Raw genomic sequence first — 13,777 nt, forward strand, 5'->3', positions numbered from 1 at the left:
GGGCTTATTTTCTGACATTCGATGTCCCTAAGAGCAACGTATAGTTCAACTCTCTCGCAAGAGACATTACTTTCACAACCTCTTCCACAGGTACACTCTTCTCTGCTTGTAGCATCACAACAGGTCTTGGTTGTCCCTTCACATATTCATTCTCAGGGAAAGTCGTTTGTAAGGCTGGTTGTAGGTCACTATAGTTACATGTCTGCGGCTGTGCCGATCCATTGGCATAACTATAATCCATTCGTTTATTGATATATATCGTAAATATCGACTTGTTACTCTTCCCCTGTGCACTCTGTGGAAGTGTAATCTTGAGACTCGGTGGCCCGATCATGGTCGATGCAATCATAAAGAACACCAACAATAGGAACACGATATCTGTCATCGACGACATACTAAACGTAGCATCTACTTTACTTCTTCTTTTTAATGACATACGCTAGGTTATTTTGTTGGTTCGTGTAATAGGTCCATGAACTCTGTCGATGTATGCTCCATGATAGCTACAGTCTTATCGACACGTGCCACAAGAATATTGTAAGCAAAGTAAGCAAGAATACCTACCAACAAACCACCTGCTGTTGTTGACATCGCAGTATAGATACCTCCAGCTAAGTTCGAGATCTCCACATTCTTGGCACTCGACATTTCGTAGAAAGCTTGAATCATTCCCATTACAGTACCAAGGAATCCAATCATCGGTGCACCACCAGAAACACTTGCTAATACAGGTAGTCCTTTCTCCAATTTAGAGATCTCTAGGTTACCCACATTCTCGATAGCTGTCTGTACATCACTCAATGGACGTCCCATACGACGAATTCCTTTTGCAATCATACGTCCCATAGGTGTGTTCGAAGTCTCACAAACCATTAGTGCACCATCAAGGTCACCTGTTTTGATCTTATGTTTGATATCATTCATCATACCGTTATCAAACTTTCTAGCTCTAGCAATAGCGAAGTAACGCTCACCAAAGATATAAAGCGCGATGATCGACAATATGACCAATGGGTACATCATGAATCCACCTTTCTGAAAGATGTCAGCAGGAGTAAGGCTATTGTTTACCTGCATATTCATGTTTATTGCAGTTTCATTAGCTGCTTGTGCCGTAGCGTTTAGTAAAATAGATAGGGTATGCATGTCTATATAATGTTTCAATTAAAATTCTAAATACAAATTTATATAAAGGCAATGAAAAATAATTATTTATATCTGTAAAATAACAAGGAAGTCATATATAAACAACAAAGTGGCCCTATTTTTCTTCTTTTATAGACTTTGGGTCCCCCTCTTCTGTTTGATCCTCTTCCTCTTCTGCCTTCTGTTTCTGTTGTTTCTTCAATAAACGCCTCTTCTGTCTACGCTCTTTACGCTCTGCACGTTGGCGTTTGTAACGTTCGAATAGCTCATCGAAACTGTTGAAGTTCTCTTTGAAAGTAACACCTACCCCTTGAGTATATGGTGCCGTATCGTATAGTAGTTCGTCATTCGATCGGTTATAAACCTTTAACTGTAGCTTCCCGTTTTTAGTCAATTTGACATAGACCTCCACCTCACCCACAATCTCGTTGGCATTCTTTGACTGTAAACTCCCGTTATTACCTATATTACCATTGATCAACACACGGTTGTTCAGTAGCTGGGTACTTAAAGCCACCTCAATCTGGCGATCACTTACATTATCTCCAGGACGATAGTTAAAGCCAATATCGAAGTCATTCGATATCTCTGACAACCAACTAGAGAACTGGTTCGACAGAAGTTCCGAGGCCGTTGAACTAATGATATCTGCATTGTTCGATTGTTCCGAATCAGCCCCTTTTAGATAATCAGGAGTCGTAAATTTACCAATAAGTAGAATCGAAATCATCTGTCTGGTGATCTCCTCTTTGGTCGATAAATATTGTGCAATCTCATCCTTAGTCCTCTCATCGGCTGTGGGCAATTCAATAGCAAAATCAACTTTTGGGTTAGAGAGGTCATTGGTCAACTTAATAATACAGTCCACCTTAATACGCTTACTATAGTCATTGCTAGAACTACTCTCTCCTAGAAGCTCTTTCAACGAAGCCTTCGTTGAATACACTGCTTCAAGGTTCAGCCTTGCTTTATATGGATCTCCTTCCCAACTCAGCGTACTGTTCTCTTTTACCTTAAAGTGTTTACTGATAAAACCCTGTCGCGTAAAATTGTAGTTCCCTTTATCGATGGTGTAATTACCATACATACTGATATCACCCTCCTTATCGTAAATGATACGCATATCACCAGAACCTGTACCTTCAATCAGGTCGGCCGAATTACGATCAAATAAAATACGGAACTTTGCATCAGGAGTCATGGTCAGATCCAAATTAAGCGTGAAATACTCATCCACCTCTCCTTGCTTCAGAACTTCTTCCACCTTAAAGAACCTTTTGGGTTTCTTAAATCGAATAAAGCTATTCTCCGTCGCACTCGATGGACCCACCATCGGAATCGTAATATTGGTACCAAGACCTGTCTTTACATTGGCCGACAGATTTAAGTCATCCGTATTTCCTGTCAAACGTACATTTCCAATACCATGTGCAGTACCATAGAACTCCTCATTGTCATCTACCGTAGTATTCAGTACCGATAGATAGTCCGTCGCGATATTCAGGTCGAAGACAAAATTAGAGAAGAAGTCGTGTTTAATATAACCATTAAACGAACCTGTATTCCCTTCTTCATCGATTAACCCCATATTCACAAACTTCATGGTATCTGGTACAAACGTCACACTATCCGATATGGTATAGGTCGTTTTAGTGAAATCAATTCCAACCTCTCCTTTATCGAGTAGCACTGTCCCCACCAAATAGGGGTGTGTCGCTTTTCCTTGAACCTTCACCTTACCCGATATGCTACCACCCAGATGATAAGAAAAGTGCTTTAAGAAAGGCATCAAACTAATAAACGGAACCTTATCCAACTCCGCATCATAATCCATCCGGTTCTGTGACGGCGAAAAAGTACCATGGGCATCAAGAATTCTACGCTCATCTTTCAGTAGTAGCAATTGCGAAAACAGCTCCTTGTCGATACTATTCCAATCCGACTTCAGCGATATATCCCCCAAAGGCTTATCACTAAACGAAAAGTCTTTAATAAATAGATCTCCCAAAACGATGCGGTGTCTATAGAGATCCTTCAATGTCATGATTCCATTAATATTTCCACTCAAGCCTGTGTCCCATGCACAAATGGTGTCTATCTTACCTATCTCGACATCATTAAACTTAATATTCATGGAGTCATTCGGCAACGACGACATCTTACCATCAATTTTTAAACGATGGTTCATATTGGTAATCTCTAAACCTGAAATAGCTACCGAACTGCTGTCAATATCAATAGTAGATTGACTAATCCCAATCTCGTGGTCAGCCACAAAAACATATGACGGATCTACCTTAAACCTAAATTTAGGAACTCTACGCACCTCATTATCTCTCGATATAATAGTTTGAATAGGTATATTTCCAGAATAGGTCATCTCATCGGCATTACTCCACGAAATCAAAGAAAATATCGTATCGTTTTCAGCTCTTGAGTGTAGTGCTAAATTATGAAACGAATAGCCATCTCCGATAGACAATTTAGAAGCCCTAGCGCGAGCCTGTAAAGAGCGCTGGTTGTCAAAAATATTTAGTGTCAGATGCTTAATCAGATTGTTGTCATGATACACCTCTGGGATGTCCACCAATAGATTTGCGGTATGTGTCGAATCCGTCAAAGCCCCCGTAATCTCTATAGGGAAACGTATCGCCGACTTCGGAGAGAAGTACTGCAATAACCCTTTATCATCCGTTATCTGTCCTTTTATCGTAATATTATTATTATCCGTTAACACCGATTCGCTCGACAAACTAGGAAGGTGTGACGACAGAATGTTTCGTACCGAGTGGTAAAGCGACTTATAAGTATAATCACCTATGATACCGATATTCACAAAATCACTACTCAACCTGAAATTCCTCTGTCCCTGCTGTTTGTCGGTCTCCATCAAAATATCATTGAACGTACAATGATGATTTCCATTGGCCATATCGAAGCGATCGATATTTACACTCCCCTTGAAATTATCGATACTATTCCCCGTAAAATTCGCTTGCAAGGCTAGGTTAAGCGTATCGATACGATTAATTTCGCTCTGCTTAAGATACGCGGGAACAAAATCAGTTACATTCAAATGGAAATTATAACTAGGTATTTCAGCCATATAATCCACCTTCCCATTGAAGTCAAGGTTAAGGTGTGGATCTTGTATCTTTACTCCACCCTCAAAACCACCTGCATAGGCGCGTCCATTTAGAAAAATAGAGTGAACAATGTAGTCTTTAATTTGAATATCATCAATGGTTCCAACCACCTTCAGATCATAATCTTTCTCATTGGTATAGTATCCATGAAGGTTCGATCGAAGTGTCAAATTAGCCAGAGACTCCGATTGTACCAATTCGCCCAGCTTAAAGTTGGTCGTGTTAAACACCCCACTGACACTCACTTTCCCTTCGTCATCTGGTCGAATAGCAATATCTGTATCCACCTTTCCTAACGCTCCTGTAAGTGTTCCGAACGAAACAAAATCCGAAGGAAACCCCGTGAACTCCCCCTCATAATAGAGTTGATGCTCATTGTCGATACTCTCAGGTAGATTCATATACTCCGCACCAAATGATAAAGGCATCCTGATACGACGAACCTCTCTTAGATCTACCACCGCTCTATCCAAACGAGCAAAGATAAAGGTGTTCTTAATGTTCGGAAGACCTGAGAAACCCACATTTCCTTTCAGCATAGTATGATCCTTAACCCGAAGCTCAAAATCCTTTCCCTTCAAATTTGATACCGGACCTTTAATAGTTCCTTTTAACGACACAACCTCATTCATCCCCTTTATCTCTGGAACAAAATAGGCAACCTCTTTAAGTGACACACTCGACTTTTTAAAGTGGAGATAAAAGGGTCTTTTTATCATATCCAGCGAAACACTATCCTGCTTTAACTGCATAAAACAGCTATCTACCTCAAGCTTCGAAAACCCTGTCTCTACCTTCAGATTGTGTATTTGTACCTGTTGTGGGTCCACCGACAGCTTTCCCGTAATGTTTTTCAACTCTACCGAATGAATCTCTTTTAAAGAGAACTGGTTTAGATTGAAAAGAAGTAGTGAGTCCATCCTCGAAGTCGAAAAATCAACCGTAATATTTTTCAGGTCAATATGACGATAGTCGAAAAGATCCGACAGCTCTTTCACATTCTCATCATTATTCTTAATATGTGCATCCTCAATACGAACATTGCGAAGTTGAAACTGCCATGGCGATCCACTCTCTTGAGGGGTGTCGCTATGCAACGAATCTACTAAAAACTGGTAGTTGTAGCTTAAGCTATCTTTATATCGTTTCGAATTGATATAAGCCGACTCCAACAGAATACTATTAGAGAACAGTTGTTGTTTCTCTAAATTCAACGAATCCACCTCCACAACCAATGCTTTCGAAAAGAGAAGGGTGTCCTGTTTTTGATCTTTCAGTAGAAAGTCTTTTAAAACCAGTTTGTTAAAGAATCGAATATCAACTTTTCGTATGGAAATTTGTGCCCCCAACTGCTGTGAGATATCGTCCGTTATGGACTGCACAATAAGGGTCTGCACACGACTGCTCATCAATGCAACGTAACAAGCACATAAAGTGATTATTAGCATCAAGAGTATAAGTAGTACTATTTTACCTATTTTTTTAATAACTTTGAGTCTTTAAAAAGAATAACATTTCGTAACCGAGGATACTTCGATAACAAAAATCGTAATTTTTTGCACAGGTTCATAAAAAGATGCTAAAAAAATTACGATAATATCAAGATTTCCTCGTTTCGTTGTCGTATATAGCATATGGAAAAGGATATTTTTATATTGGGGATTGAATCATCTTGTGATGATACTTCAGCAGCAGTGATCAAAAATGGGGTGATATTGAGTAACGAGGTCGCAGGTCAAAAATGTCACGAAGCCTATGGTGGCGTTGTTCCTGAACTCGCTTCAAGAGCCCATCAACAAAACATTATTCCCGTGGTGGATATGGCGTTGAAAAATGCCGGTATTAAGGCAACTGAACTTTCTGCCATCGCCTTCACTAGAGGCCCTGGTCTACTTGGTTCCCTGCTTGTGGGTACCTCTTTCGCAAAAGGTTTGTCGCTATCGACAAATGTGCCACTTATTGATGTTAACCATCTTCAAGGACATGTCCTTGCTCACTTTATTGGCGAAGAAGGAGTAGACAAAAAAATGCCTAAATTCCCATTCTTATGTCTTCTTGTATCTGGTGGTAACTCACAAATTATTCGTGTCGACGATTACCTCTCTATGGAAGTGATTGGTCAAACCATCGACGATGCAGCTGGAGAAGCCTTCGATAAATGTGCCAAAGTCATAGGACTACCTTATCCTGGAGGCCCACTAATCGATAAGTATGCTGCCTTAGGTAATCCCGATGCCTTCACCTTCTCTAAACCACGTATCCAAGGATACGACTACTCTTTCTCAGGGTTGAAAACAAGTTTCTTATACTTCTTAAGAGACCAAATCAAAGTAGATCCCGATTTCATCGAGAAGAATAGAAACGACATCTGTGCATCCCTACAAAAAACAATCATCGATATCCTTCTCATTAAACTACGTAAAGCAGCCAAAGAGACAGGAATAAACGAAGTATCTATTGCAGGTGGAGTATCCGCAAACAAAGGATTGCGCGCTGCCCTACAAGACGATGCAAAAAAATTCGGTTGGAATCTATTTATCCCACCTTTTGCTTTCACAACCGATAATGCGGCCATGATCGCCATTACAGGGCACTACAAGTATCTAAACCAAGATTTCATTGGTCAAGATGCAATGCCATATTCGAGAGTAACATTCGATAAATAAAAAATAACTATAGAGGATTGGACTATCATTAAAATAGACCATAAACTCGAAATCCTCTCTTATAGAGTAGGACCATTACCAACAGAGGGCTTTCATATACGAAAGCCCTTTCTTCTTGCATAAAACCAGCCCCCTTCTAGCACCCATCCCTATACTAAAGTTACCCTAAACTTACCCTTAAGTTACCCTTCCCTTACCTCCACACGACAAAAAGGTAAAGAAACCGTATGCAAACCGTAAGTCATATATGTCGAAAATATAGAGAAGTCCCCCACTTTATTACCATCATATCCTTAGATGTCCAACATCGATATCATCTTTGAAGCGCAAGGGATGGGATACCGATTAAAATAGAACCACCAAGACACAAAGGGTTGATGTATATGAATGGAAAATAAGGAATTCATAGCCACGGATTCAACGGATCAGACGGATTCTCACGGATCTTGGTTGAGGTGCAAGGGTATGGGGCAACTGCTGGGAACGCTGAGCTCCAGCTCGGCATCATGTGTCCACTTTACCATTGAGCAACTTGCCCGTGATGCAACATACGCAGGTGAATACTAAGGTTGTCGCTCTCTTGTGGTACGATGCCGAGCGGAGCTCAGCGTTCCCAGCTGATGGCACACCGATGAAACAGATCTTTTTTTGTTATGACCACGTAGAGGCGCGATGCTCGCGTCTAAAATTTAGCATTTTTAGCATATGGTTGTTGCAAATTAAATGTTTGGATGAGGTCTCCCTATCGTACCAATGAATTGACACAAACTAGGTCGTATTGGATGTGGTGTGTGTTTGCTAGTTTGACTGGGATCAGTTCTTTTGATAGTGTGGAACATCCAGAGAATGATGTGGCGGAGGTGAAGGAGACATTAGATCAGACAAAAGTTAGGTTGTTGACTCAAGAGCAGAAGTTGGTTTATTTGGAAGATCGATTTTTTGAGCGTTTGGATGGTGCAGAGGCAAGAATTAATGCGGAGATTCGAGGTCAACAGAAGCAGCTGGATGATTTAAGGGGGTTGATACATATTGTTCTTTCGTTCCTGGTTGGTTTGAGTGGATATCTGATTTATGAGAAGAGAAGTGAGAAGAAGGAGTAGAATATTTCTTTTGATATTAGCCAGATGATAATTAATGGATATTGTTGAAAATGTGGTATTTATTGTGTTGTGATTTTAGATACATTATTTTCGGTTTAATGGTTAATAAAAAAGGGGTTTTTAATAGCTATTGATAATTATTACGATATGCAAATATCAATAAGAGGTATATTTGTGTGAATTATTTAAATTGTAAAAAATAACGTATTTTCTCCTATTGATGAGTTTCTTTTTGTCCAGTTGTGCATCATACGAAGCAGTGCAACCTCCAAAACTTCCTAATAATATAGTGGATATTAACCAACCTTATGAAGAAGTGTGGAAGAGAGTTGTCAATGATACTAATAAGTAATATACCTATTAGTATCATTGACAAATCAAGTGGATTAATTGTTTCAGAAATGGATTTAGATCAGACTAGTGGTGCTTTTATTACAGATAAAATGGTTACTTCAGGAGGATTGAAACCATGGGAGGTATAGGGTTTGTTTTTTTGCGATGGGCAAAGCCCAGAGAGAGCGATCTATATGAGTTATTCTATTTTATCTTGATACATTTATTTGTGTAGGTTCCAAGGTTTGCTAACCTAGTCAAATACTTGGTTAAGAATAGTATGTTTTACAGTTTCTCCTCGTAATTCATATGATACGATTTGTTTTGTTGGAGTTCTAGATGTACCAACGTATACATTTTGTACTGTATAGTTTTTAATAAATTTAGAATTTTGTCTCACAATATCTTCGATAGCATAAAAATTGTTTTCTTTCGCAATTTTAGAAGCATTACGACTTGTTCTTCTATTAACATTGGGGGCTTGAGGAACAATATTAATACCTTCACTAATTCCGCCAAGAGAATTTGCAATCATATGACCTCCATCATAATTTTTAGCTTCGATTTTACCGATCGCCATTTCTCTTGCTTGTCTTTGCATACCTTTATTACGAGGGACTTTATTTACTCTAGCAAATGATGGCATAATAGCTTTTGTGGGTCTAGATAGTTCATCTGTAAAATATTTAGCTCCATTTGCGTTGTATGTTGCATTTGGGATTAAGTTCGAAGTGTTTAATAGAGTATTTAATTTAGCTTCTTTAGTACCACGAGAGACCCAATTTGTATTAATAAGCGTATTTTTATTTGTAACTAATATTGTCGCTAATTGTTCTCCTTCTTTAGAAAAAACTTTATGTCTACCATTAGAGCTTTTAACTATAAACTTATTAGATTGAATAAGTTCCGTAATAGAAGAAAATCCAACTTTTCGGATTTCCTTCGTTACCATATTTTTATTTGCGTTTTTTAATACTTTCGTTAATGGAATTGCTTCCTCTACAGCTTCTTTTGCAGCTCCTCTAATTATTTTTTCGAATCCTTCCTCTGTTATTTCCTCAGTTGTTTCTTTAGCACCTTTTTTTACAAGTTGTTTGATGCCTTTCTTTGCAATAGAGTCACAGGAAATAATTGTAAAAAGAATGCAAAGAACATATAGATACCTCATACCTCAATATTATACGTTAAAAAAATGGTTAGTGTAGTTGTCTAGATTTTCTAAAACATCTATATTCTTAACTTCAATGTTTTTAATGAAGATCTGCGTCAATTCTTCTTGAATTTGTGCTTCTATTTTAAGATCTTGAGGGACGAAATAACAGAGTGATGCAATAGTTATTATTGAACCTGTTATGGATCTCCAAAGTCTTCTTTCAGATTCAAATTTAGCTTTAGCTTCTCTAATCCTGTATTCAGTAAAACCTTTGTTTGCAGTTTTAAATGCATCCATTGCAAGATTCATCCACCAGGGATTGTCCTTTGATTTTCGTTTAGATTGTACAAGAAGCTCACCAGTATTAAGAAGATTTTCTCTAATTTTCCCCCAGTTATTAGCATTAATAATTGCATTGTCAATTAAAGGCTTATAAATTAAAGAAGTAATAAAAACAATCAAGATTGTAAAGAATATGTCAATACCAATATCGTATCCTTCATTTGAGAGTTTTTCTTGGATGTATGGTTCTATCATCAAATCTAGTTTATTAATGTCAATTTTGACCATTGGTAACTCTTGATATTTTGTTGCATTTTTTGGATCAAGGTATAAATGTTTGTTATAAACAAGGTTCTGGTAGTTTCTAATGCGATTATTGATATTGACATTTAGATTTTGAAGGTCTAATTTGTTTCTTATGATATTATTCCATTCACTTGTGATTTCAGAATCGTCTTTTATATAACATTTCACGAGTAATGCATTCCATAGATGGTGAAACTGTCTAAAGATCCCAAATTCCTCATCAATAACACTCTTTGCACTCTTGATAAGAGATTTACTTGCGGATGAATATAGATGATTTTGGAATGAATTATTATGCTCAATTTCCGAAGAGTAAATTTCTTTCGGGATTGGACTAAAATTAGGTGCTTTTGTTGTTATTTCTTCAAGAGAGTATTCAGATTTAATACTTGATATATCTTCTCTTTTGTCAGCTTCTATGATTTCTTGTATCATATCATGCCCTTCACGATTGATCTCAATTTCTCCGATCTCTATTTTAATAAAGTCGGACTTGCTTATTGGAGTTGCTTTCGCAATTGAATCAATGTTATAATTGTAATAAGCAAGTAGGTTGTTTTTAGAGTCATTGCTATTGTTTGTTTTCGAAGAGTTACAGCTAATAAGAGTAATAGCCGTTAAGCATAAAAGTAGTTTGTAGGGATTCATTTGTGTAAAAATTAATAGATGTCGATATGCAAATATAAATAATATTTATGCTTTTTATGTTTATTTATATTGAAGTTTTATGTGATAGAATGTAGTATTGAATAAACATCATTGTCTTAGTTAAACAATATTTTAGACCTTAGGTGTTTTTATGTAATAATCTAATGGTATTTTATTTTTTGCGATGGGCGAAGCCCAGAGATAGCGAAGCTGTATGTTAAAAGATGAATGAGTGAAAGAGAGTCTGAGTATTTGAGCATAAGTAAGGAGGAGAATTGAGGAGGAAGGGGACATTGATTAGTGTATGTCAAAAGGGGTTTAAATAGCAAATTAATTGTCATTAATTTTTTGTAAAAGTAATTCACCACTATTACAGTCAAAAGTTTCCCTAATCGCCCTATTAGACCTACTATCAAAATTTAATGTTTGGATGAGGTATCCCTCTTGTGCCAAATTCATTGGCATGCCTTGCGCTTAGGGTTGATGTATATGAATGGAAAATAAGAAATTCATAGCCACGGATTTCCACGGATCTTGGTTGAGGTGCAAGGGTATGGGGCAACTGCTGGGAACGCTGAGCTTCGCTCGGCATCGTGTGTCAACTTTACCATTGAGCAACTTGCCCGTGATGCAACATACGCAGATGAATACTAAGGTTGTCGCTCTCTTGTGGTACGATGCCGAGCGGAGCTCATCGTTCCCAGCGGTTGTCTCTCATTTACCATACTTCAACATGCACTGAAGGTGCTACAGTTAATAGCCCAGTGCGAAGCGCTGGGTATCTAGGTTCCTCCCGATTTAGGGCTGAAAGTCCGACTGCTCTCTATCCATTCCATTGACGTGGATTTGCGTAGTTTGTGCCAACTCATTGGCATGCCTTGCGCTTAGTGGTGATACATGGTAATATAGCCACAGATGAAACGGATTAGACGGATTCTCACGGATCTTGGTTGAGGTGCAAGGGTATGGGGCAACTGCTGGGAACGCTGAGCTCCAGCTCGGCATCGTGTATCAACTTTACCATTGAGCAACTTGCCCGTGACGCAACCTACGCAGAGGAATACTAAGGTTGTCGCTCTCTTGTGGTACGATGCCGAGCGGAGCACTGCGTTCCCTGCGGATGGCATACAGATGAAACAGATCTTTTTATGACTACGTAGAGGCGCGATGCTCGTGTCTAAAATTTAGCACTTTTAGCATATGGTTGTTGCAAATTAAATGTTTGCATGAGGTCTCCTTATCGTACCAATGAATTGACACAAACTAGGTCGTATTGGATGTGGTGTGTGTGTTTGCTAGTTTGACTGGGATCAGTTCTTTTGATAGTGTGGAACATCCAGAGAATGATGTGTAAGAGGTTAAGAAGACATTAGATCAGACGAAAGTTAGGTTGTTGACTCAAGAACATAAAGTGGTTTATTGGGAAGATCGATTTTTTGAGCGATTGGATAGAGTGGAAGCGAGATTAAATGTGGAGATTCGAGGACAACAGAGACAACTGGATGATTTAAGGGGGGCTGATACATATTGTTCTTTCGTTCCTAGTTGGTTTGAGTGGATGTCTGATTTATGAGAAGCGGAGTGAAAAGAAGAAGTAGACTCATTTTACATCAGTCAATATAAAGAGTTGACAACTTTATATTGACTGATTTTCTTTCAACTTAAATAAATTTACAGACTAAGTTGTTGCAACTGACGGTTTTAAAAAAAATAAAGTTATTTATTACTACATAATTGAAACGACAAAAGGGAAATCACCTTTTCCTGTCATAATAGGAGTTTGTTTAGCTTTAATTCCTGGGGTTTTTAAGCATTTATCTTGGACTTTATTTTTTACTAAGTCAAACATTTCTTCAATAGAAAAAACATGATCGCATGTTGTATATTGGTGTTTGTCTAGGGCAGTCGTTACAAGATATCTAAGGAAATAATAGTTGTATGCTTCTTGATTTACATTTGCAGAAAAAAGGTAAGTGCAACCATCATTTGATGCAGATATAGCTTTATTATAAGCTTCAATGACTTCATGTTTTGTTTTTGGTCTTTTATCAAGATCAAATAGACCACCGTATTTAAATTTAGGCGTAGTGTTGTTAATTTTTTTGACACTTATTTTATTAATGATATTTCTGCAACTTTCCACTATAAACAATTGAATTCTGGTCTTAAATATAAGTTGTCCAGGATTAATAATTACATTTTTTTGTAATTGAAATACATGTTTACCATTTGAAGTGGCTCCATGACCTAATAGAAGTACGATAAGAGAGTCTGAAGAGTCAATATCTCTATTGTGAATTTTTATTTCATTAAGAGATGGTTCTTCTAAACTAATGATTTCATCATCTTCATAACATCCACCAGCATGTGACTTAAAATAGTCGATATAACAAGAAATATATTTTTTGTCATTTTTTAATTCATTGATGCTATTACTTTGCCCTTTAATAATCAGTATTCTTCTTTTCATGCTTGAGATTTATATGCAAGATTGATAATTGTAATGTGTTGATAAATATAAGGAAATCTTAGGTGTTTTAACTTAGACTATGATTGGATGAAGAAAATAGGTGAGACACTTTTTTTTAATTGATCCCTATACCTATAGCCTTATGAGCGAAGCTCATAAGGCTATAGGTATAGGGATTGTTTTTTTTGCGATGGGCGAAGCCCAGAGATAGCGAAGCTGTATGTTGAAGGAGGGACGACTGAAAGAGAGGCTGAGTGTTTGGGTGGAAGCAGGGCGGGGGCATTATTATTGGGTGGGCGGGGCCAACTCCCCTATTTTCTATGATAGCTGTATCGTAGGGATATTCTCTGGAGGGGGTGTAAAAATAGATGGTTATTCGACCTTAGATCTATGATATTATTTACACATAGCGATTATTATATGTTATATGGATGAGGTGTCCCTCTCGTGCCAATGAATTGGCACAAACTAGGTCGTATTGGATGTGGTGTGGTTGACGTTGGAGTGTGATGGTTTGTGCCAATTCA

At 37.9% G+C, this 13,777-nt stretch carries 9 protein-coding genes; 3 read left to right on the forward strand and 6 right to left on the reverse strand.

The genetic code is table 11. The features are described from left to right. Positions 1–4: 4 nt before the first annotated feature. From K5X82_15415 to K5X82_15425, 3 genes are all read right to left on the reverse strand, one after another. Positions 5–436 carry a biopolymer transporter ExbD gene (locus tag K5X82_15415; GenBank protein ID QZT36620.1) on the reverse strand — a complete coding sequence of 144 codons (432 nt, stop codon included), beginning with the start codon at positions 434–436 and terminating at the stop codon, positions 5–7. Between the two features lie 8 nt (positions 437–444). Then, positions 445–1,146: a MotA/TolQ/ExbB proton channel family protein gene (locus K5X82_15420; protein ID QZT36621.1), complete on the reverse strand. Its 702-nt coding sequence runs from the start codon at positions 1,144–1,146 to the stop codon at positions 445–447. A 115-nt stretch (positions 1,147–1,261) separates the two neighbouring features. After that, complete coding sequence (locus K5X82_15425) at positions 1,262–5,743, reverse strand: translocation/assembly module TamB (protein QZT36622.1); 4,482 nt, start codon at positions 5,741–5,743, stop codon at positions 1,262–1,264. Positions 5,744–5,926: 183 nt separating this feature from the next. On the opposite strand from K5X82_15425, the gene tsaD reads away from it, so the two are divergent. The 3 genes from tsaD (at position 5,927) to K5X82_15440 (ending at position 8,540) form a co-directional block, all read left to right on the forward strand. Continuing rightward, positions 5,927–6,958, forward strand: coding sequence for a tRNA (adenosine(37)-N6)-threonylcarbamoyltransferase complex transferase subunit TsaD (gene tsaD / locus K5X82_15430; protein ID QZT36623.1), 1,032 nt, complete (start codon positions 5,927–5,929; stop codon positions 6,956–6,958). Positions 6,959–7,689: 731 nt separating this feature from the next. Next, complete coding sequence (locus tag K5X82_15435; GenBank protein QZT36624.1) at positions 7,690–8,058, forward strand: hypothetical protein; 369 nt, start codon at positions 7,690–7,692, stop codon at positions 8,056–8,058. A 308-nt stretch (positions 8,059–8,366) separates the two neighbouring features. Continuing rightward, positions 8,367–8,540, forward strand: coding sequence for a hypothetical protein (locus K5X82_15440; GenBank protein QZT36625.1), 174 nt, complete (start codon positions 8,367–8,369; stop codon positions 8,538–8,540). Between the two features lie 104 nt (positions 8,541–8,644). Here the strand turns inward: K5X82_15440 and K5X82_15445 are convergent, their stop codons facing one another. The 3 genes from K5X82_15445 to K5X82_15455 all read right to left on the reverse strand — a co-directional run bounded on the left by K5X82_15445 (position 8,645) and on the right by K5X82_15455 (position 13,250). After that, complete coding sequence (locus K5X82_15445; protein ID QZT36626.1) at positions 8,645–9,559, reverse strand: DNA/RNA non-specific endonuclease; 915 nt, start codon at positions 9,557–9,559, stop codon at positions 8,645–8,647. A gap of 9 nt (positions 9,560–9,568) precedes the next feature. Next, positions 9,569–10,780: a hypothetical protein gene (locus K5X82_15450; protein ID QZT36627.1), complete on the reverse strand. Its 1,212-nt coding sequence runs from the start codon at positions 10,778–10,780 to the stop codon at positions 9,569–9,571. A 1,726-nt stretch (positions 10,781–12,506) separates the two neighbouring features. Next, complete coding sequence (locus K5X82_15455; protein ID QZT36628.1) at positions 12,507–13,250, reverse strand: hypothetical protein; 744 nt, start codon at positions 13,248–13,250, stop codon at positions 12,507–12,509. Positions 13,251–13,777: the final 527 nt, after the last annotated feature.

The sequence above is a fragment of the Prolixibacteraceae bacterium genome (genome assembly GCA_019856515.1).
Taxonomy (GTDB): domain Bacteria; phylum Bacteroidota; class Bacteroidia; order Bacteroidales; family Prolixibacteraceae; genus Halosquirtibacter; species Halosquirtibacter xylanolyticus.